This is a genomic window from Buttiauxella sp. (assembly GCF_049686335.1).
Taxonomy (GTDB): domain Bacteria; phylum Pseudomonadota; class Gammaproteobacteria; order Enterobacterales; family Enterobacteriaceae; genus Buttiauxella.
Map to the genome: position 1 here is coordinate 746,239 of NZ_JBAVHX010000004.1, position 22,634 is coordinate 768,872.

Here is a 22,634-nt window from a genome sequence, read left to right on the forward strand (position 1 = left end):
CCCCCAGGAGAGGGAGAAAACCGAGCAGTTCCCTCTCCCCCAGGAGAGGGAGGAAGTCCGTAATCCTCTCGCCCTCAGGGAAAGGGAGAGCACCGGACAATCCCCTCTCCCTCAGGGAAAGGGAGAGCACCGGATAATCCCCTCTCCCTCAGGGAGAGGGTTAGGGTGAGGGTGGTTTTTAAGCTAACGCCTTGCTGATCTTCTCGAACAAATCACCGGACAGATTTTCCAGCCCTTTCAGTTGCTCCAGTGCCGCACGCATCATTTCCTGACGTTTCGCATCATAACGCTTCAGTCGAATTAACGGCTCAATCAGACGTGACGCCACCTGCGGGTTACGGTGGTTCAGCTCGCTGAGCATTTCCACCATAAACTGATAACCGCTGCCGTCGACGGCATGGAAAGCTGATGGGTTAGCCGCCGCGAATGCTCCAACCAGTGAACGTACGCGGTTTGGGTTACCCATGCTGAATGAACGGTGGTGCAGTAATTCACGCACGGTGTTCAATGTGCCTGCCGCAGGGCTTGTCGCCTGCAACACAAACCACTTGTCCATCACCAGGCCGTCCTGATGCCACTTCTCATCGAACGCCGCCAGCAGCTCGACTCGGCATGGCAATTGCGCAGCAACACTTGCAGACAGCGCCGCGATGGAATCGGTCATATTATCGGCAGCTTGATACTGATGACGCACCAGTTGCTCGGCTAACTGTTGCTCACCAAACGCCAGATAACGCAGACAGGTATTGCGCAACGCACGTTTACCAATATCAGCATGCTCCACACGATAAGCATCGAGCTTGTTGGCGTTGTAAACGGCGAGGAACTCATCTGCCAGTTCATTTGCCAGGGTGCGGGTCAAGGCTTCATGCACAGCGGCAATCGCCTGCGGGTCGATAATCTGGAACAGTTCCGAGATTTCGATTTGCGAAGGCAGCGTCAGAATTTCTGCGGCTAGTGCCGGGTCGATTTTCTCGTCCAGCAATATGGCGCGGAACGCATCGGCCACATGCAACGGCAGAGACAGTGGCTGGCCCTGCTGGCTGCGGTTTACATTGAGCTTAATGTAAGTTGCCAGCAGACTTTGCGCCGCATCCCAACGGGAGAAATCGTTGCGAGCATGGCGCATCAGGAACGTCAGTTGCTGGTCGCTCCATTTATATTCCAGTTTTACCGGTGCTGAGAATTCACGCAGCAAAGATGGCACTGGTTGGAAGTAAACGTTATCAAAGACAAACGTCTGTTCTTCCTGAGTCACATTCAACACATGGTGAATGGGGTGACCATTCTTCTGCAATGGAATGACTTTGCCTTCGTTATCATACAGTTCGATGTCGAACGGGATATGTAACGGATGTTTTTCATGCTGTTCAGCCGTTGGCGGCGTTGTCTGACTGATCGTCAGCGTATACAGCTCTTTTTCCGGGTCGTAGTCATCACGCACGGTGACAACCGGCGTGCCCGCCTGGCTGTACCAACGACGGAAATGGGACAGGTCAACGTTTGACGCATCTTCCATCGCCTGGACAAAATCATCACAAGTCGCTGCACTGCCGTCATGACGTTCAAAGTACAGTTGCATACCTTTCTGGAAGTTTTCTTCGCCCAGTAAAGTGTGCAGCATACGGATAACTTCTGAACCCTTTTCATACACGGTCAGCGTGTAGAAGTTGTTCATTTCAATGACTTTATCCGGACGAATCGGGTGCGCCATCGGGCTTGCGTCTTCTGCAAATTGCAGGGCTCGCATGGTGCGCACGTTTTGAATGCGGTTGACCGCGCGTGACCCGAGATCTGAGCTAAATTCCTGGTCGCGGAAAACCGTCAGCCCTTCTTTCAGGCTCAACTGGAACCAGTCACGGCAAGTGACACGGTTGCCGGTCCAGTTATGGAAGTATTCGTGACCGATGACGCGTTCAATATCGAGATAGTCTTTATCAGTCGCCGTTTCAGCACGTGCCAGCACGTATTTAGAGTTAAAGACGTTCAGGCCTTTGTTCTCCATGGCGCCCATGTTGAAGAAGTCGACGGCGACAATCATATAGATGTCGAGGTCATACTCGAGACCGAAGCGGGACTCATCCCATTTCATCGAAGCTTTAAGCGAGGTCATCGCCCAGCTTGCACGGTCGAGGTTGCCACGGTCGACAAATAACTCGAGGGCGACTTCACGGCCAGAACGCGTTTTGTAACTATCGCGCAGCACGTCGAAATCGCCTGCCACCAGCGCAAACAGGTAACACGGTTTTGGGAACGGATCTTGCCATTGCACCCAATGACGGCCATTTTCCAGCTCGCCTTCGGCGATACGGTTGCCGTTAGAGAGCAGGAATGGATACTGTTTTTTATCGGCAATGATTTTAGTGGTGAAGCGCGCCAGAACGTCTGGTCGGTCGAGATACCAGGTAATGTGGCGGAAACCTTCAGCTTCACATTGGGTGCAAAGCGCGTCGCCTGAAAGGTAAAGCCCTTCCAGCGCGGTATTGGTTGCAGGGCTTATCTCATTAACGATGGTCAGCGTGAAGGCTTCTGGCAGTGATTCGATAATCAATGCACCCTCTTCCTGGCGGTAATCTTCCCAGGCAGTGCCATTTACAGCAACAGACACCAGCGTCAGGTCTTCGCCATCAAGACGCAGTGGTGCGCCTGCTGCCCCGTGGCGGGTAATCTGGCTAATGGCTGTGACCAGGGTTTTTGCGGCATCAAGGTCAAAGGTCAAATCGATATCGGTAATCGTGTAATCCGGCGCACGGTAATCGTGGCGATATTTGGCTTGTGGCTGTTGTGTCATAAAAAACCTTATATATCATCCGTAAGTTTTCGAGGTTCAGTCTATTCCTGTTGCCCTAATGTTGCCACGCAGAATCATTATCTTTTCTGGGCTTCTCACGCGAATTGCTACATTTTTATAACAAGCGGCACGAATTGCCATCGACCCGGATCGGTTCGTGTGTTGTGATCCAGGTTTAATAAACTGATAATCAGGGTATACTCCTGCGTCTTTTATCTGCTTAGCCCTTGATGGAAACGCTCCTGTGAGAGGATGCTGCAACGCGCCATGACACGACACGCTTCCCCGATTTTGCAAACGCTACTGGATACTGACGCCTATAAGCTTCATATGCAGCAGGCGGTATTCCACCGTTATCACGACGTGAGCGTCGCGGCCGAGTTCCGTTGCCGCGGTGACGATCTGCTGGGCGTCTATGCAGATGCCATCCGTGAACAGGTGGATTTAATGCAGCACCTTGCGCTCAAAGACGAGGAGTTCGCTTTCCTGGAAACTCTGCCGTTCTTTAAAGCAGATTATCTCTCGTGGCTGCGTACCTTCCGCTACGACCCCACTCAAGTGCACATCCGCAATAACAACGGGCATTTAGATATTCGTCTAACCGGTTCGTGGCTGGAAGTGATTATGTGGGAAGTGCCCCTGCTGGCGGTGATCAGTGAAGTGGTGCATCAACACCGCTCCCCTGGCGTGACGGCGCAAATGGCGCTGGATAATCTGGAAAGCAAACTGCTTCAGTTCAAAGAGCTGACAGCAGATATTGATCTTTCGGCATTCCGCTTGATGGATTTTGGTACCCGTCGCCGTTTCTCGCGTGAGGTCCAGGAGGCAATCGTCAGCCGTCTGCAACAAGAACCGTGGTTTGTTGGCACCAGCAACTACGACCTGGCACACCGCATGGATTTAACGCCAATGGGCACGCAAGCTCACGAGTGGTTCCAGGCGCATCAACAAATCAGCCCGACGCTTGCTAACAGCCAGCGTGCGGCACTCCAGGCGTGGCTTGATGAGTATCCGGATAAATTAGGCATCGCGCTGACTGATTGCATCACTATGGATGCCTTCTTGCGTGACTTTGACCTCGCTTTTGCCAGCCGTTATCAAGGATTGCGCCACGACTCCGGGGATCCCGTTGAATGGGGTGAGAAAGCAATCGCTCATTACCAAAAGCTCGGAATCGATCCAAAAACCAAAGTACTGGTGTTTTCTGACAATCTCGATTTGCCAAAAGCCATTGAGCTCTATCGGCATTTCTGCGATCGGGTCAATTTGAGTTTTGGTATTGGCACCCGTTTGACGTGTGATCTTCCACTGGTAAAACCGCTTAACATCGTGATTAAGCTGGTGGAATGTAATGGCAAGCCGGTAGCCAAACTTTCTGACAGCCCAGGCAAAACCATTTGCCACGATAAAGCTTTTGTTCGTGCACTGCGCAAAGCCTTCGATTTGCCACTGGTTAAGAAAGCGAGTTAATCCTGATAAAACCCATGAACGGTATTCATCTTGTTTATGGGTTCCCTTCTTTATTGTATTTCTTCATCTGCTTTGATTTTTCTGCTTGTCACATCGCACGCGACAGGTAACATAGATAACCCCCGATTGTGGGTAATTATTTCTTTTGTCACTGACCAATTAATAGAGAGAAAAATATGAGCGTTGTGCCTGTAGCCGACGTACTCCAGGGCCGTGTAGCCGTTGACCAAGAAGTCACCGTTCGCGGGTGGGTGCGTACTCGAAGAGATTCAAAAGCTGGTATCTCATTCCTCGCCGTCTATGACGGTTCCTGCTTCTCTCCTGTACAGGCCGTCATTAATAATTCTCTGCCTAATTACAATGAAGATGTACTGCGCCTGACAACCGGCTGCTCCGTTGTTGTCACCGGTAAAGTGGTTGAATCTCTTGGTCAGGGCCAGAGCTTTGAAATCCAGGCAACCGAAGTCGAAGTGACCGGCTGGGTTGATGATCCTGACACTTACCCGATGGCAGCTAAACGCCACAGCATCGAGTATCTGCGTGAAGTGGCTCACCTGCGCCCACGCACCAATATGATTGGCGCGGTGGCTCGTGTGCGTCATACCCTGGCTCAAGCGCTGCACCGTTTCTTCCATGAAAATGGTTACTTCTGGGTGTCCACGCCACTGATTACTGCGTCAGATACCGAAGGTGCAGGCGAGATGTTCCGCGTTTCTACGCTTGATCTCGAAAACCTTCCGCGTACTGATGCGGGCAAAATTGATTTCGATAAAGACTTCTTTGGTAAAGAGGCGTTCCTGACCGTATCCGGCCAGCTGAATGGCGAAACATATGCGTGTGCTTTGTCCAAGGTTTATACCTTTGGCCCAACCTTCCGTGCTGAAAACTCCAACACCAGCCGTCACCTGGCTGAGTTCTGGATGCTGGAGCCTGAAGTCGCTTTCGCCAATCTTGACGATGTTGCAGGTCTGGCTGAAGCCATGCTGAAGTATGTCTTCAAAGCTGTGCTTGATGAGCGTATGGATGACATGGAGTTCTTCGCTGAACGCGTTGACAAAGATGCAGTGGAACGTTTACAGCGCTTCATCGATGCTGACTTTGCTCAGGTTGACTACACCGACGCTGTTACAATTCTCGAGAATTGTGGTCAGAAATTCGAGAACCCAGTTTACTGGGGCGTTGACCTCTCTTCCGAGCATGAACGTTATCTTGCCGAGCAACACTTCAAAGCGCCGGTGGTGGTGAAAAACTATCCTAAAGACATTAAGGCCTTCTATATGCGCCTTAACGAAGACGGTAAAACCGTTGCCGCAATGGATGTGTTAGCACCGGGTATCGGTGAAATCATCGGTGGTTCTCAGCGTGAAGAGCGTCTGGATGTACTGGATGCGCGCATGGCTGAGATGGGTCTGAATAAAGAAGACTACTGGTGGTATCGCGATCTGCGTCGTTACGGCACCGTTCCGCATTCCGGCTTCGGTCTTGGTTTTGAGCGTCTGATTGCTTATGTCACCGGCGTACAGAACGTGCGTGACGTGATCCCATTCCCACGTACACCACGTAACGCGAACTTCTAAAACCGCGTTTTTTACGAAGGCCAGCATTGCTGGCCTTTTTTACATCTGCACCATGAACGTGTTTTTTCTTCAACGAAAGTTAAACAAACGTCAATTTCAACCCCATTCCACAACTCCCCGGTTACGAAGTGTGTCTGTGAAACAGATAAACATAAATTAACCCCACTTTCCGCTCGCGCTCCCGGTTTTAACATTGACTTAGCATAAATGGTTAAAACTCGCTCAGATGTCTGGACATCCAAAAACTACTCAAAGAATGTACAAATGTAAGCATAATATTCACCTGGGATTTCATTATGCGAATTAAACATAAGTAATTCATATATATAGGATAGGAGAGGTGATTTTTTAGGCGAAGCGGCAAGGAAGTTTGAGATAGTTCACAAAGTTCCATAAAATACATATTTAGTTACACATAGTTTCTTTTTGTAACTCACTCTCGATGTTTGTAGCACTTTCTGGCTAGCGAAACGGTTTCATGGATGGAAAGATGCCTGACAGATACAGAAAGACACCAAACTCTCATCAATAGTTCCGTACAGAATTATTGACGGCAGTGGCAGGTGTTCACAAAAAAAACCAATGAGGGTAATAAATAATGATGAAGCGCAATATTCTGGCAGTGGTAATCCCTGCTCTGCTGGTAGCCGGTGCAGCTAACGCTGCAGAAATCTATAACAAAAACGGCAACAAACTGGATTTCTACGGTAAAGCTGTTGGCGAGCACATTTGGACCACTAACGGTGCAACTGCAAGCGATGACACCACTTACGCTCGTATCGGTTTCAAAGGCGAAACTCAGATCAATGACCAACTGACCGGTTACGGCCAGTGGGAATACAACATGAATGCCTCTAACGCAGAAGGCACTCAGGGTACTAACACCCGTCTGGCATTTGCTGGTCTGAAATTTGGTGATGCAGGCTCCCTGGATTACGGCCGTAACTACGGTGCAATCTACGACGTAGCTGCTTATACCGATATGCTGGTTGAGTGGGGCGGCGATTCCTGGGCTGCTACCGACAACTTCATGAACGGCCGTACTACTGGCGTTCTGACTTACCGTAACAACAACTTCTTCGGTCTGGTTGATGGCCTGGCATTTGCTGTGCAGTACCAGGGCAAAAACGAGCGTAGCAACGTAGTTGCTCCAAGCGTTGATGACAACGGTACCATCTCTCTGGGTCGTGCTGGTAACGGCGCTAAAGCTAACGGCGACGGCGTAAGCACCGCTGCGACTTATGACATCGGCGAAGGCTTCAGCGTTGCTGCTGGTTATGAAACTGCTGACCGTACCAACGAGCAGGTTTCTGCAGGTACTTCTACCGCTTGGGCAAGTGCTGGTGGCGACCGCGCTGAAGCATGGTCTACTGCTGCTAAGTACGATGCGAACAACATCTACGCTGCAGTTATGTATGCAGAAACTCTGAACATGACTCGTGAAGCTGATAACAACTTCGCTAACAAAACTCAGAACTTCGAAGCTGTAGCACAGTACCAGTTCGACTTCGGTCTGCGTCCATCCATCGCTTACGTGCAGTCTAAAGGTAAGGACCTGAAATCTCGCGGTACCTTCAACGGCGGTGATGCTGACCTGGTTAAATACGTAGAAGTGGGTACCTGGTACTACTTCAACAAAAACATGAACGTATACGCTGCGTATAAGTTCAACCTGCTGGACGACAACAACTACAGCGAATCTGCTAAACTGGCAACAGACGACCAGGCTGCAGTTGGTATCGTTTACCAGTTCTAATTATCCAGCAACTTCGTTGCCAGATGGTTCAAAAAACAGGGCTTCGGCCCTGTTTTTTTATACCTGCAAAGTAGAAAAAAATAACTTGTGACAAGAGCGGTTTCTTTTTGTTGCAAACGGTTGGCATTTACTAAAACAGCAGTTAACCTGAGAGCGTTACTCCCTCGATATCACAATGGAAACTCGTCATGTTTGAGAACATTACCTCTGCTCCAGCTGATCCAATTCTTGGCCTGGCCGATCTGTTTCGCGCCGATGACCGTCCGACTAAAATTAACCTCGGCATTGGTGTATATAAGGATGAAACGGGTAAAACTCCGGTTTTGACCTGCGTTAAAAAAGCAGAGCTGTATCTGCTGGAAAATGAGAACACCAAGAACTACCTCGGCATTGACGGTATTCCAGAATTTGGTAGCTGCACCCAGGAATTACTGTTCGGGAAAAATAATGCTCTGAGCGCAAACAAACGTGCTCGAACTGCACAAACCCCGGGTGGTACAGGTGCGCTGCGTGTTGCTGCTGATTTCCTCGCTAAAAACACCACCACCAAACGTGTGTGGGTGAGTAATCCAAGCTGGCCAAACCATAAAAGCGTGTTTAACTCCGCAGGCCTGGAAGTGTGCGAGTATGATTATTATGACGCGCAGAACCACTCTCTGAATTTCGATGGTCTGATTAACAGCCTGCAAGCAGCGCAAGCGGGTGACGTGGTGTTGTTCCACGGTTGCTGCCATAACCCAACCGGTATCGATCCAACAGCTGAGCAGTGGAACACCCTGGCAGAAATGTCACTGGCTAAAGGCTGGTTGCCGCTGTTCGATTTCGCCTATCAGGGCTTTGCTCGTGGTCTGGAAGAAGATGCTGAAGGTCTGCGTATCTTTGCTGCAAGCCACCAGGAACTGATTGTTGCCAGCTCTTACTCTAAGAACTTCGGTCTCTATAATGAGCGCGTGGGTGCCTGTACGCTGGTTGCTGCTGATGCAGATACCGTCGATCGCGCGTTCAGCCAGATGAAATCTGTTATTCGTGCCAACTATTCTAACCCACCAGCGCACGGCGCATCCGTTGTTGCCACGATTTTGAGCAACGACGCGCTGCGTACTATCTGGGAACAAGAGCTGTCTGACATGCGTCAGCGTATTCACCGTATGCGTCAGCTGTTCGTGAATACCCTGCAAGAGAAAGGCGCTAACCGCGACTTTAGCTTTATCATCAACCAGAACGGCATGTTCTCGTTCAGCGGCCTGACCAAAGAGCAGGTGCTGCGTTTACGTGAAGAGTTCGGTGTGTATGCAGTTGCTTCCGGACGTGTAAACGTTGCGGGGATGACGCCAGATAATATGGCTCCACTGTGTGAAGCCATTGTCGCTGTGCTGTAAAAGCCAGACCGATAAAAAAAGAGCCGCGCAATGCGGCTCTTCTATTTTGCAAACTGCCCTTCCCAGATTTACCAGACCGGTAATTCGTCTTGCAGGAACGGATTATGCAGGCGCTCGTAGCCCAAAGTCGACAACGAGCCATGGCCTGGAATAAACGTGACATCATCGCCAAGTGGCAACAGTTTACGCTTAATCGAATCAATCAGTGCTGCGTGGTCACCACGTGGGAAATCACTCCGCCCCACTCCGCCTTTGAAAATCACATCACCGGAAATCAGTAACTGTGATTGCGCATCAAAGAACACGACATGGCCCGGTGTATGGCCAGGACAATGCAGCACTTTTAACGGCACATTGCCTACCGACACATTATCGCCTTCAATTAGCCAACGATCTGGCGTCAGTGGCAAACACTCTTCAAGCCCAAACATCTGGCTTTGCGCCGGTAAACCTTGAAGCCAGAATTCGTCTTCTTTTTCCGGCCCAATAACGGGAACACCGTAATGTTCTGCCAGTTCAGCGGCGGCTCCAACATGATCAAGATGACCATGCGTCAGCAGGATCTGTGTGACCATCACGCCTTTCGCCGTGACGTGCTGGATGATTTTTTCAGCTTCGCCGCCAGGATCAACCACTGCTGCTTGCAGCGTTTCTTCACACCAAATCAATGAACAGTTTTGGGCAAATGCGGTGACCGGAATAATGTGATAGTTCATGAGGCTCCAATACCGGCAACAATCGCCGGATTCCGTTGTTTTACCAGTGCCTTAGTGGCCCGGTATCAATATGCACAAAGTTGCTGCTGGGGTAGTATCCTACACCACCTGCACGCATAGATAATGCTGCTTTGCGAATATTGCTCAACGAAATCCCTTCAATATGAAAATCCATTGCCTGCCCTTTGGTGTGATAGCTTTTTTTCGCCACCCCACGGCTGCGAGCGCGTAGTTCATTATTGGTGTCCACAGAGCGATAACCCGACACCAGTTGCACTGGTTTGTTGGTCCCCAACAAGCCTTGCAGGCGATAAAGTTGGTCAAATAATTTAGGGTCGATGGATTTAATTTTATTCGCGCGATAATCACGGAAGAAATGATTAAGTCTTGCTAATTCATCCTGAATATAGCCTTTACCATCGAAAAATTCGGCTTTTAATGACTCACCAGTATGCAAATTATTGAGAGTCAGAATGCGCGGGCGCGGTGTTGATAGCATAGCAAATGCTTGTGTTGGCAACAGCGAGGCACCCAAAGCCACGCCGCCCAACGCCAGCAGCTTGCGGCGGTTTGCGTCAAATTTGTCCATGATGTCCAGGTCTACATGTAATAAACGATCGAATAATATGCACTTCAGGCGCACTGCCCGCACCTTAACCGCCAAAACAACATGAGTCAAGGCACGCTAAAACCCAGATAAACCGGGTCCTGTAGAGGACCCGGATGAGTTTCACAATTATTACGACCGCTAATTCATTAGAATTGCTGCATTTACCGTATCAATAACTCAGCTTTTGAAAGGATTTGTGCGCCAGATCGCGCGGTGAGATCATAATTGTAAATATCAGTTCGATATTGTGTCCGACCATCATCACCGACAAATGCAGTCAGATAGTAGAGATTGACTGGAATTGTCTGACGAATATTCACATATTTGGTGCTGCCATCTTTAAGCTGGCTGGAAATCCGTGCATCGTTCCAACCCGCATCTTGCAATAGCATGTTTGCCAGTTCAGACGCTTTATTGACCCTGACGCAACCAGAGCTCAGCGCACGCGCATCTTTCTGGAACAGGTTGTGATTTGGCGTGTCATGCAAATAAATCGCATCAGAACTTGGCATGTTAAATTTATATCGACCTAACGAGTTCTGCGTGCCAGGTTTTTGCTGGAAGCGGAAAGGCAAATTGCTGGCCGTGATGGTTTCCCAGTCCACGCGCCACGGGTCTATAGATTCGGCATTGTTACTCCAGCCACGCAGCACGCTATAACCGTGTCGGTCGAGATAGCCCGGATCCTGGCGCACTTTTGGCAGAATATCATTACGCGCAAGTGTTGGTGGGACGTTCCACGGCGGATTAACCACCACATTATTGAGCGCGCTGCTCATCATTGGCGTTTTACGATCGGGACGTCCAACAATTACGCGCGAAGCCAAGACTTCACTGCCGTTAAGGTAATAGCTCAGGGAATAGTTAGGGATATTGACCATGATGCCGGTATCGAGTTTCTTCGGCAGTAATCGCAAACGTTGAATATTTAACGCCACCAGCGATGCACGCTGTTGTGGCGTCACATTCAGCCAGTCACGGGTGAGTTGCCCAATCGAGCCATCAACACCCAGCCCTTGCCATTTCTGGAAGCGTTTCACCCCTTCCACCAGCTCTTTGCTGTAAACACTTCTCACCGCTGGAGCCGATTTCTTTTTCTTACCCGCTACCGCATCTGGGATCTGTTGTGTGGTCTGCTCACTGTCTAACTGAATAGCCGAGGGGCTAACGGCAACGGCGGCAGTAGATGAACCCGCACGTTCAGGAAGCGGTAAAGCAGGCTCGGCTTGAAGCATGCCAGTACGAGCCAGAATCTCTCTTAGCGCTGGCGTATCATTGCTCCACTGCCCCGGGCGAAGCGTTTCGCGGCCCGTCAGTTGTGGCCACGGACGCGAATCACTTAACAAATGCACTAAAGATTGATGCAGTTTGGCGTACTGCGGATGTTGCGGCGCAAGGGTTTCGACAAAACTCACCAGCGTTCCCTGGTCAACCGCCACCTGCCATTGGTTAATCACAGAAATGGGCGGCGTTTGCATCTTGTAAGGTTTGGTGCTGTACAACCAGCGGTTGCCTTCCGTTGGGATGCCGTAAACAAATTGCAGATAACCCATCATCGCATCAGATAATACGATGTCGCGGGTTAAACCGGTAACGGACGGATCGGTGAGCAGCTCAACCCATGTGGTGAATTGTGGCTGAATACCTGCAATCGCCAGTTCAGCAAGCTGTTGCTGGAAAGCCTTAACCGCATCGCGGTTCTCCCACATCGGCTTCATCTCACGCGCAGCATAGAACGCCGAGAGCGCATTCAGGTAAACCGGGGTGTAACCCGCAGGCAAACTGGCGACCAGCTGAGAACGACTTTGTGCGGCAGACATGCCTGTTGAGTTGAGTGGTAACACGCCCACCATATTAGCGGTAGCGGTAGATTGTGGTAATGGCTGGTCTGGAGAACTCGCGGGTTCAATGCTCACCGCAGAGCTGTCAGATTGAACGACTGCTGGCTCATCTGCATGTGCCATAAACAGTGGAGCGAAACTGAGTGCCAGCCCAAATGAAAGCGCTGACAGTCGAAAACCGTGCAATTTTGTAAGCAACATCCCTTGCCCCCTGTTTTTCACTTTCTATTTCCCCCAGTTTATGTCGCTGGGTTTTAATATCAGTATATAAACAGGAAAAAGTAATTGCCCGTATAAATGTAAATAAAATTAAAGATTAAGAACAATCAACAAAAGAAACGCGGGCCGAAGCCCGCGTTTTTTATGATGCATCTAAAGTGTCAGCAACCGGCTCGGGAAGCGGCGGGGCAAAGCCTCGCAGACCTACAACGTGAACGTGTTCATGGTTCTGAACCACTTTACGGACCAGCTTATAAGTGGTGCCTTTTTCTGGGCTGATGTTCTCTGGCGCTGCAATGATCAGTTGCATTTCAAGTCGTTCGCACAACTCAAACAGCGTGGCAATCGACTTCGCATCCAGTCGTGCGGCTTCATCGAGGAACAGCAAACGGCATGGGGAAATGTCTTTACCGCGTAGACGGCGCGACTCTTCTTCCCAGCTTTGAACCACCATCACCAGAATCGACATCCCGGTACCGATGGCTTCACCGGTCGACAACGCGCCACTTTCTGCACGCAGCCAACCATCTGAACCACGGTTAACTTCCACTTCCATTTCAAGGTAGTTACGGTAGTCGAGCAGTTCTTCACCGATAGTCTGCGGCGTACGTTGACCCATATCAATCTGTGGATTCAGACGTTGGTACAGTTTCGCTAATGCTTCAGAGAAGCTCAGGCGGTTGGAGTTAAACAGATCCTGATGCTGCTCATGTTGTTCGGAAAGCACATCCAGCAACGTCGCATGGGTTTCACGCACGTTCACATTCAGACGCACGCTGTTCACCTGGCCGAAGGAGACACTTTGCAGGCCCTGGTTCAGCATACGGATACGGTTTTGCTCGCGCTGAATAGTCTTACGGATGATATTCGCCACACTGCGAGAACTGATCGCCAGTTTTTGCTCGCGTGAAGTCAGCTCTTCCGTCAGACGGCTTAGTTCAATCTCCATCTGCTCGATAGCTTCAACAGGATCATCGGTACGGATAATGTCCTGGCGAATACGCTCGCGAAGATGCTGATAAACGGCCACGAAGAACTGAATCTTACGTTCCGGGCGCTTCGGATCTTCAGACATACGCAGCACATCACGCAGGTGTTCGTTGTCGGCAACAGCCAGACGCAGCGCGCCCAACGCTTTATCCGAGATAGAACGCAGTTCATCACCGGTGACGTATGCCAGCTCGCGACGATTCAAACGGCGTTCAACCCCATTCTCTTTCACCATCCGCATCACGGCACACCAACCGGCTTTCGCGGTCACAACCTGCTCGCGCATTTCGAAATAGCTGCGTTCCAGTTGCTTCAGTTTACGCGTCAGGTTGCTCATCTCCGCTTCACACATCGTCAGCGCTTTCTCAAGCTGATTGCGGCGGGAGCGGTTATTGCTCAATGCGGTGTGCAATTCATCACGACGTGAACGTGCGCGCTCTTCAGCACCAATATCAGCACGAACACCGATGTCCTGCAGTTCTTTGTGCAGGTCGGTTAACAGCTCTTTTTTGGTATCAAATGAGCTTTTCAGTGACGCCATTAACTGGCTGAACTGGCTTAATTGCTGTGCATGCTGACGCAAGGCTTCACGGGAGCGAGTACGTTCTGCTTCGGCTTGCTCAAGACGGCTACGCAATTTCTCGTTTAAATCGCTGTTGCCATCAAGCATTGCGGCGGAGTCAGAGTAGCTAAAGTGCGCTCGACGCTGCACAACTTCAGTCAACGCAAACGCCTGCTGACGGGCGTCACGCTGCACTTGCTGTGCGTACTGGTAATCTTCTTTTAACTGCTCGAATTGCTCAGGGTCACTTTGCAGTACCGATGCCACGGCTTCGAGTTTAGTCAGTTGAGTACCGAACTGATGCAGGAAGCGCGCGGCTTCTTCTGCCTCGTCGAGGCGTTCACGGATCTCATCACAACGGTCAGCCAGGGTTTCGTCATTAAGCAAGCTGATACGCGGCAACAGGCGGTTAAGTTGATCAACCCCTTCTTTCGCCTGATCATATTGCTGACGTTGCTGCTGATTGTCATTTTCATGGCTGCTGATAGCACGTTCAACTTCACCACGACGGGTGTTGAGCTGGCGAATTTCAGCTTCCGGGTCGTCATCAAATGCCACGCCCAAATGCTGGCCGATGAAACGACTGAATGCCTGGTGTAAACGCTGTGATTTCTGCACATCAAACGACAGTGTCGCAAAACGCTCTGCCAGGGTTTCACGTTCCGCATGCAGGCTTTCAAGGCGATTCTCACGCGCCGCACGGCCAAATATTGGCAGATCAGGCAAGCGAGAATAACGCCACTGGCGTTCAGCGGTTTTCACCAGAACGGCTGCGTTTAATTCTTCAACGGTAAATACGTTGTCATCGAAGGAAGACGGATCCCCTTCGATTAAATACAGGTCTTCCGGGCAATCTTCCAGGTTGTCTAGCTGCTCGCGCACCAGCGATAAATCTGGCACCACAATGGCGTGACGTGACGGACCATACAAAGCCGAGAAGTAAGGAGCATCGTCGAGACTAATATCGTCATAAATTTCGGACAGCAACACGCCGCCAAAACGTTCTGCCAGCGCATTTAAACGAGGGTCTTCGGCACCGCCGGGTTGGCTAAGGCGCTCGATTTCTTCGTCGATAGCACGTTTACGCGCACCCACTTCATCACGTTCAACCGTGACATCACGTTCGCGCTCAAGCAATTGCTGCATGTATTCGGTAACTTGCTGGCTGCTTTCAAACTGCTCGTTACTCTGCTCGCAAAGCTGATTGAGACTGGTTTGCGCCGCCACCCAAATTGGTGCGCGTAGCAGCAGGCGCTTGGTGCGTGCCTGAATCTGCTCTTGTTCCTGGCGCAAGTTTGCACGTTGATCGCTGGCATCAGAAACACGCTGCTGCAAGGTTTCGATACGTTCTGAGAGTTCTTCGTGCAGCACTTCCAGATCTTCAGGATCAAAGTGTTTGCCCTGACGCTTGCAGAATTCAGCGAACATGCGCTCAGCTTCTTGCTGTTCGCGAAGGCGCTGTTCAAGTTCATTGAGACGCGCACGGAGCGGCTGAACTTGTTCCATCAAATGGCGCTGGTTATTGCTGTCACGTAATAATTCACGCGCAACGCCCCAGGCTTCACTGCGACTGACCGGGCCATTAATAGCAGTAACAAGTTGATAAGCATGTTCAAACTGGCTGTGCGCCGTTTGCGCCACGCTCATTTTCTGTTCCAGGGTCAGCAGTTTTTCTGTGGTTTCCTGCTCTTTTGCCTGGAAAGTTTCTAACCATTCTTCCGCGCTTTCGGCGGTCAGGTCAGGCAAATGACACAGTGAACGCGCACGTTCCAGAGCCTGTAACGCTTGCTGATACTGAATGGCGCGCGTCTGCTGAACATCCAGCGCCTGCTGGTAATCCGCAAGCTGGCTTTTCAGTTCATCGACTTCGAGTTCAGCCGCTTCAGCGCGAGCTTCGTTTTCTTCTTGCTGCTCGGAGGCCTCGGCAACAATTTCATTTTGTTCTTCGAGGCGCATCTGCAGTTCGTCGAGATCGGCTTCGTAACGCTCGATTTTTTCCTGCTGGCGAATCGCCGTTTGCACCAGGTTCAGGTGGTCACTGGCCGCCTGATAATCCGTTTCCAGATCGCCTTCCGCGCCGCTGTGTTCGCCAAGCTCGCGTGCCATTTCAACATGTTTGTATTGTTCCGCAGCCAGTTGCTTACGGCTGGTCAATAATTCACGGCGGAATTCGAGCGCTTTATCCAGATGAATACGGCGCTCGTTGGCATGACGCATGTAATCAGCCGCCACATAGTTAGTGGCTTCCGAAATCAAATGCTTGAACAAATCACGATCTGACTGAGTCACGCGAATCGCTTCGAGCGTCATGCGGTTTTCACGCAATGCCGCTTCCATATCCTGGAACGCCTTACGCACACCGCCGTTTTCTGGCAACAGATAGTCACGCAGAGAACGGGTAATGGCGCTGGAAATCCCGCCGTACAGCGAGGCTTCGATAAGACGATAGTATTTGCTGCGATCCGAGGCGCTGCGCAGACGACGCGCCACAATACCCAAATCGAACATCAACGAGTGGTAATCAGTAATCGAGTTGAACTGTTTAAACTGAACACCTTCGATGGCTTCCACTTTATCTTTCAGTTCTTGCAGACTCAGAACGCGAGCCTGACGCTCATTAAGCGTTTCGGTCAGCAATTGCGTTGGCTGAATAGACGTCGGCAATCCCTGAATCGCGAACGGTTTGATGTCGACTTTGCGGTCGCGGCCTGCCACTTGTTGCAGGCGCACACCGACGACAACCCGCTGGTGACGCGAGTTGACCACATCAAGCAGCGAATAACACACACCGGCTTTTAACTTACCGTGCAGGCCTTTGTCGCGTGAACCTGATGTGGCTCCCGCTTCGGTGGTGTTTCGGAAGTGCAGCAGCGTTAAATCAGGGATAAGCGCGGTGACAAACGCCGCCATGGTAGTGGATTTACCAGCACCGTTACCGCCAGAAAGCGTAGTCACCAGTTCATCTAAATCAAAAGTACGCGCGAAGAAACCATTCCAGTTAATCAGCGTTAGTGAGCGAAACTTTCCGCGTTCAATCATTCCTGTTCATCCTCCGCGTTATCCTGAACAATTTGCGACTCTTCCGTTTCATCATTGAGTTGCAAACGAGTCTCTACCGGCATCGCTTCACCATCGCGGATCATGCGTAATTGCGCTTCACGCGCGTCATCACCGGCGCGCACATCGGCGCCAAAGCGGAATACAGATTCAGAGATACGGAATTTGCTACTGTCGTGGCCCATAAACCAGATCATGCCGAGGCGGCGCAGACGGGTTAACGACGCACGGACTTTTTCTTGCAGTTTTTGGCGGTCCAGATCCGAACCTGTAGAACGGTTATTCACAAGTTTTAGTAACTTGTTTTCATCTGCAAGCGTTAACAGCTCATCGTAGAGTTCAGCCTGCGTGAAGATGCCTTCGTTTGCCAGGCGTTCCGGGCTGAGATAGAGGTAACAAAGAATTTTACCGACCATCATATCCAGCTCGGACAATACAGAGCGCGGAATTAGCGTGGTGGAGCGCGGGCGCAAATAGAAGAAACCTTCCGGGGCGCGAATCAACTCGACGTTATAGCGGGTGTAAAACTCTTCCAGTTCATCCTGGAAATCCATCAAATAGGCATGATTATCCAGCTCGTCGAGCCCGACGTGTCGTCCGGAGCGTAATTGGCTATCGAGTGCCGGAAATAACGGATTGGCCAACGCCTGTGCCAGTTTTACTGGCATCACTTTTTCAATATTTGTTGATGACATGCGCCTGTACCTTGGCTCCGTAATCGTTAATTGCCTGCCACTGTGGCGGCAAGCCAGTAAAATCTGCTTCAGCCACACCCAGACGTACCGCCTGGTCGACTACGATTCTCGCCACATCAAAATGGCGGGCGCGTGGGTATTGCGCCAGATAGTCCCGCATTACTACACCTAAATCCAGCGGCACTTGTCTGGTTTTGTAGACCTGCAATGCGGCTTCGATCAGTGCAGCGAGTTGCTCGCGGATTTCGTTGAATTCTTCGAATTCCAAATAGCCTGGCAGTTCACCGGTCACTTCATCATCGCGCAGCGCCATTTCTTCATCGCGCATATCGAGCAGACGGTCAGCATTGGCATACGTCAGCGCCCATGGCGCATCGAAATAATTCTGTACCGAAACACGCAAACGCTGGGCAAAGACACGGTTTTTATCCATGTCGATAGCGGTACGAATGAATTTATGCACGTGGCGGTCGTAACCAATCCACAAGTCGATGGCCTGTTGGCCCCAACTAACGATACGATCGAGTTTGCTTTGCAGATCAAATACCAGACGGTCAACAAAGTGCAGGTCATCACGCCCCAGAATTGCATCCTGAATACGCAGCAGGTTTGCCTGCAATTTATCACCCGCCGCTTCCAGGGTGTCCTGCAATTCGCGCAGTGTCCCGGAAGTTTCCGACAACAGCATTTCGCAGCTTGAAATGGCAGCTCGCCAGTCTTTGTTCAGCAGCTGTGCGATGTCATCCTTAACCTGTTGCTGGTGCTCATCCATGATGCGCTGGGTGAGATCGATGCTGTCAAAAATCTCGGCAACCGAGTATTTCAGCGGGGCAAAGACGTTACGGTGCCAGTGGAATTCGTCACCACCTTCATCTGCCGAATCGGCAGCACGTTTCAGTTCACCCGCCACAATTGACAGTTGCATGGATAAACGCAGCGTCGAAAACTCACGTTGGCGAATGTAGTAATCTGTGATGCCAATCCCGAGCGGAGTCAGGCGATAGATAGCGTTGCCTTCGTTGATTTCGCTGACAAAACGGTTAAGTAAACGCTGGCGCACCATGTCATTGATGGCGTTATTAGCACGAACGTTTATGGTTTCGCTAGTCTGCTCAAAACCGTCACTCACGTGACGGAAGGCATCAATCAGCTCACCTTCACTCATTTCACCGTCGAGTCGCTCACCATTCAACGTGGCGATCGCTAACAGAAACGTCAAACGCTCTGTCGGTAGCGAAATCGAATAGTCATTTTTCCTGGCCCAGGCAACCAGTTCCGGCACTGTCTGGGAAACATCACTCATAATTTTTCCTTGGCTCAAGCGGCTTGATTGCTGTCACGTGGATATAGCGGCCGAGGCTCACAAAAGGTTCCTGCCGACAATAACGCGTTTCCAGTTCAAGCAAATTCTCAAAACCATCGCGTTGTTTGTGCTTATCGCGCAAGTAGTCGTGGAAAACTCGCACACCGGTTTTACCGGTAATCTGCCAGCCAATTTGCTCCAGCCAGTGATAAACCTGTTCTGGCTGCAGCGGATTGTCAGGCGAAAGTGTTTTTCTCTTATTCTTTTTCATACCCTGAAGAACATATTCGAAGTTGCCGACAAACATGTTTCGCATCAGCAAGCCGTTAGCATTGTAGAACATCAGGGATAAAGCACCGCCAGGTGCAAGGCTGTCCCACAAGGTTTTCAGCACCGCTTGTGGGTCGACGACCCATTCCAGCACCGCGTGGAACAATATCAGATCAACCGGCTTTTCCAAATGTTGACCAATATCCTGAGCGGAGGAATGTATGAAATGCATGTTGCTGCTCACACCTTTTTCACAGGCCAGGGCCTGGGCGCGGGAAATCATCTCAGCAGAAACATCACAAAGCAGGACGTCATGGCCACGTTCAGCGAGACCACTCGCAGTTTGCCCTTCTCCACCACCCGCATCTAATACGCGTAATTTTTCGGGCAGCGTGGAAAGCAGTGCATCAAGGTCTTGCCATAAGATGGCCTGGCGGAGCTGTCCTTTGGTTGTACCGTAGATGTTGCTTGAGAACTTCTCAGCAATGTCGTCAAAATTGCGGTCACGCACGGGTACGGCTCCATGGGGAAAGGGATCATCTTAGAAAGACGCTATTTTGGCACAGCTGCGCCAGGAATGAACCCGTCTGGTGTAATATCACCAGCGTTTACCTGCTGTATGGCTAAAAAAGGACCCATAATTCATGCTTTTTATCCTGAAAAAATATATCGGCGGGCTGCTGCTTCCGTTACCCTTTTTGCTATTGATGATGGGCTTTGCGCTTTGCTTGCTTTGGTTTAGTCGCTGGCAAAAAAGCGCAAAAGTACTCTTAAGTGTGAGTTGGTTAGTTTTGCTGCTGATTAGCCTGCAGCCGGTCGCTGATAAAATGCTCAAGCCCATCGAAGATACCTACCCAACCTGGCGGGGTAGCGAAAAAGTGGATTACATCGTGGTGCTTGGCGGCGGCTATACGTGGAACCCTGAATGGGCACCGAGTTCCAATCTGATCAACAATAGTTTGCCCCGGGTGACAGAAGCGGTTCGTCTGTGGCAAGCGAATCCTGGCGCAAAAATGATCTTTACCGGCGCACGTGCGATAACCAATCCGGTTAGTACAGCGGAAGCTGGTGCTCGGGTGGCAGAAAGCCTGGGGGTTCCGCGTACCAACATCATCACGCTGGAAGATCCAAAAGATACTGAGGAAGAAGCGGCAGCGGTCGCTAAAACTATCGGGCACCAGCCATTTCTACTGGTGAGTTCCGCATCCCATCTGCCGCGAGCGATGATTTTCTTTAAACATGCCGGGTTGGATCCGATCCCTGCCCCTGCCAATCAACTGGCCATCGCCTCGCCTCTTAACCCCTGGGAGCGAATTATCCCCGCACCGGTTTGGTTAATGCACAGCGATCGCGCCATTTATGAAAGTGTGGGTCGCGTGTGGCAATGGTTAAAAGGATCGTCAGGAGATCCAGGGCAGTAAGTTTTTCGAAGCGAGATCAAAGGCGGGTCGATTCAGTCGGCCCGACTGTAACAACTGCGCGACGCAATCCCACAGGACGTACACCCACCGCCGCCACAAGAATGACTCCGCAACCGGAGCTCGCTGCAAATAATGCCAGAGCAGGCTTTCCGACTGGCCAGGTTCATACAGACGGAATATTTCATATTCACGCGGTGCCCAAAGCATCATTCCAGGATTGACCATCGCCAGTAACTGGTCACTGCGTCCGTCTTTGAGCATACTACTGAGCGAAAAGTTGCCGTGGACCAGCACGCAGTTATCATTAAAGCCGTCGAATAAGCGCGGTAAGCATTCGCGGGTACGAAACAGGATGCGGCGATCCTGCATGGTCAGGCCATTGTTAGGATATTGATTGAGGGTGGCCCACAGGGTTTCGACACGCTGCCGATACCATGAAGGCCAGATATTTTCCTGGGTGCTGTCGACGTTACCGACACAACCGCGACTATCGACGCGATGCCAGGCCAGCAGCCCTTCCACGATTTGATCTTTAAGATGTTCCCAGCGGTCAGGCGTACGGGTGGGCGCTTCAACAGGTACGCCACGCAAGCGCTCCATTAAAAGCACATCTGGACCCGGCGTGTCATCATGCGTCACTACACCGTAAACTACAGGCAAACGTACCGTGCCGGAGCGGGCAAGCATCGACATTTTCCAGGCGAGTTGCGCTGCAACACCTGGTGTACTAAAACTTTTCGCCAGCAAAGACATCGCATGACCATCGCTGTCATACAGCGACCATAGGGCGGTGTTTGGCTGTTCGTTAATGCATTCGATCCGGCTTAGTTTTTCACCCAGCAGATGACTCAGTTCCTTGCGTAGCAACTCCATGACTCATTACCCCTTACAACACTGGTGTTTTTATAATGAGCTTGCTGGCAGCGGATGTCATCACCTCAGATCAATATGCCTTGAGATAATAAAAAAACCGGCATTTTGCGCCGGTTTTTAATAAATGAACGTGATTTACGCTCTGTCCTCTAGAGGATGACAGAGCGGTTAGCGCATCGCCAGGCGAACACGTTCCAAATCTTCAGGCGTATCAACGCCGATACCCGGAACCTCTTTCGCGACGGCAACATGGATTTTTTCGCCATTCCACAGCACGCGCAATTGTTCGAGCATTTCGATTTGTTCGAGCTGGCTTGGCTCCCAGGTCACATAGCGACGGATGAAACCGGCGCGATAACCGTAGATTCCAATATGACGCAGCAAGGTATCGCCAATCATTTCACGTGACTGGGCAAAACGGTCTCTGTCCCATGGAATGGTCGCACGGGAGAAATACAGCGCATAACCCTGCGCATCCATCACCACTTTTACCGCGTTCGGATTGAATGCTTCTTCTGCAGAGTCGATTGGCACTGCAAGAGTAGCCATACCGGCCTGGCTATTGGCCAAATTGTTGGCAACCTGGCGAATGATCACCGGCGGGATCATCGGCTCATCACCCTGCACATTCACAATCACGGTATCATCGCTGAAATTATATTTTTCAATAACTTCAGCCAGGCGTTCAGTACCTGAATGGTGATCGGCACGCGTCATGCACACTTCGCCACCCGCAGCTTCAACGGCACGAGCAACTTCTTCATGATCGGTTGCAACAATAATGCGATCGGCTCCCGACTCGCGGGCGCGTTCCAGAACGTGGACCACCATTGGTTTACCGTTAATATCTTTTAACGGCTTGCCCGGCAAGCGTGTGGAAGCAAAGCGAGCAGGAATTATTGCCACAAAACTCATGGGTTAGTCTCGTCAGAAGTCAGAACTCGTGCTTCAGTTTCCAGCAGCACTGGAATGCCATCGCGCAGAGGAAACGCCAGATGATCAGGTTTGCAGATAAGCTCCTGTTTTTCCTGATTAAAGTACAGCTTACCGTTACAAACCGGGCAAGCGATGATTTCAAGTAATCGATGATCCATGGTTACTCCA

16 protein-coding genes are annotated in these 22,634 nt (G+C 50.8%); 5 read left to right on the forward strand and 11 right to left on the reverse strand.

The features are described from left to right. Positions 1-178: 178 nt before the first annotated feature. A complete protein-coding gene (gene pepN, locus WBL83_RS03980) occupies positions 179-2,791 on the reverse strand; it encodes an aminopeptidase N (protein WP_424587904.1) in 2,613 nt (870 codons plus the stop codon). Positions 2,792-3,058: 267 nt separating this feature from the next. Between pepN and pncB the strand changes: the two genes are divergently transcribed. The 4 genes from pncB (at position 3,059) to WBL83_RS04000 (ending at position 8,973) form a co-directional block, all read left to right on the forward strand. Next, positions 3,059-4,261 (forward strand): nicotinate phosphoribosyltransferase, encoded by a 1,203-nt coding sequence (gene pncB / locus WBL83_RS03985; RefSeq protein WP_424587905.1) that lies wholly within the window; start codon positions 3,059-3,061, stop codon positions 4,259-4,261. A gap of 176 nt (positions 4,262-4,437) precedes the next feature. Further along, on the forward strand, positions 4,438-5,838 hold the full coding sequence (asnS, locus tag WBL83_RS03990) for an asparagine--tRNA ligase (RefSeq protein ID WP_424587906.1): 1,401 nt from the start codon (positions 4,438-4,440) through the stop codon (positions 5,836-5,838). Between the two features lie 601 nt (positions 5,839-6,439). Continuing rightward, positions 6,440-7,594, forward strand: coding sequence for a porin (locus tag WBL83_RS03995; RefSeq protein ID WP_424588036.1), 1,155 nt, complete (start codon positions 6,440-6,442; stop codon positions 7,592-7,594). A 188-nt stretch (positions 7,595-7,782) separates the two neighbouring features. Beyond that, positions 7,783-8,973, forward strand: coding sequence for an amino acid aminotransferase (locus WBL83_RS04000; protein ID WP_424587907.1), 1,191 nt, complete (start codon positions 7,783-7,785; stop codon positions 8,971-8,973). Between the two features lie 68 nt (positions 8,974-9,041). Here the strand turns inward: WBL83_RS04000 and WBL83_RS04005 are convergent, their stop codons facing one another. From WBL83_RS04005 to cmoM, 7 genes are all read right to left on the reverse strand, one after another. Further along, positions 9,042-9,689 carry an MBL fold metallo-hydrolase gene (locus WBL83_RS04005; RefSeq protein WP_424587908.1) on the reverse strand — a complete coding sequence of 216 codons (648 nt, stop codon included), beginning with the start codon at positions 9,687-9,689 and terminating at the stop codon, positions 9,042-9,044. A 40-nt stretch (positions 9,690-9,729) separates the two neighbouring features. Then, positions 9,730-10,278 carry a DUF882 domain-containing protein gene (locus WBL83_RS04010; RefSeq protein WP_424588037.1) on the reverse strand — a complete coding sequence of 183 codons (549 nt, stop codon included), beginning with the start codon at positions 10,276-10,278 and terminating at the stop codon, positions 9,730-9,732. 182 nt (positions 10,279-10,460) lie between these two features. Next, complete coding sequence (ldtD, locus tag WBL83_RS04015; protein WP_424587909.1) at positions 10,461-12,341, reverse strand: L,D-transpeptidase; 1,881 nt, start codon at positions 12,339-12,341, stop codon at positions 10,461-10,463. A gap of 160 nt (positions 12,342-12,501) precedes the next feature. Beyond that, positions 12,502-16,950 carry a chromosome partition protein MukB gene (gene mukB / locus WBL83_RS04020; protein WP_424587910.1) on the reverse strand — a complete coding sequence of 1,483 codons (4,449 nt, stop codon included), beginning with the start codon at positions 16,948-16,950 and terminating at the stop codon, positions 12,502-12,504. Further along, on the reverse strand, positions 16,947-17,663 hold the full coding sequence (gene mukE, locus WBL83_RS04025; protein WP_424587911.1) for a chromosome partition protein MukE: 717 nt from the start codon (positions 17,661-17,663) through the stop codon (positions 16,947-16,949). The genes mukB and mukE overlap by 4 nt, the downstream gene beginning before the upstream one ends. Continuing rightward, positions 17,644-18,966 carry a chromosome partition protein MukF gene (gene mukF, locus WBL83_RS04030; protein ID WP_424587912.1) on the reverse strand — a complete coding sequence of 441 codons (1,323 nt, stop codon included), beginning with the start codon at positions 18,964-18,966 and terminating at the stop codon, positions 17,644-17,646. Before mukF ends, mukE begins: the two co-directional genes overlap by 20 nt. Beyond that, positions 18,959-19,747 carry a tRNA uridine 5-oxyacetic acid(34) methyltransferase CmoM gene (gene cmoM, locus WBL83_RS04035; protein ID WP_424587913.1) on the reverse strand — a complete coding sequence of 263 codons (789 nt, stop codon included), beginning with the start codon at positions 19,745-19,747 and terminating at the stop codon, positions 18,959-18,961. The genes mukF and cmoM overlap by 8 nt, the downstream gene beginning before the upstream one ends. Before the next feature lie 133 nt (positions 19,748-19,880). Here cmoM and elyC point away from each other — a divergent pair, with 133 nt between their 5' ends. Beyond that, positions 19,881-20,657, forward strand: a complete 777-nt coding sequence (gene elyC / locus WBL83_RS04040) for an envelope biogenesis factor ElyC (protein WP_424587914.1) — start codon at positions 19,881-19,883, stop codon at positions 20,655-20,657. Here elyC and WBL83_RS04045 read toward each other — a convergent pair. The 3 genes from WBL83_RS04045 to ycaR all read right to left on the reverse strand — a co-directional run bounded on the left by WBL83_RS04045 (position 20,637) and on the right by ycaR (position 22,624). Continuing rightward, entirely contained in the window at positions 20,637-21,530 is an 894-nt protein-coding gene (locus WBL83_RS04045; protein WP_424587915.1) for a YcbJ family phosphotransferase, read from the reverse strand. The two genes, elyC and WBL83_RS04045, sit on opposite strands and share 21 nt — an antisense overlap. Before the next feature lie 168 nt (positions 21,531-21,698). Next, positions 21,699-22,445: a 3-deoxy-manno-octulosonate cytidylyltransferase gene (gene kdsB, locus WBL83_RS04050; RefSeq protein ID WP_424587916.1), complete on the reverse strand. Its 747-nt coding sequence runs from the start codon at positions 22,443-22,445 to the stop codon at positions 21,699-21,701. Next, positions 22,442-22,624: a protein YcaR gene (gene ycaR / locus WBL83_RS04055; RefSeq protein WP_034494329.1), complete on the reverse strand. Its 183-nt coding sequence runs from the start codon at positions 22,622-22,624 to the stop codon at positions 22,442-22,444. Before ycaR ends, kdsB begins: the two co-directional genes overlap by 4 nt. Between the last annotated feature and the right edge of the window lie 10 nt (positions 22,625-22,634).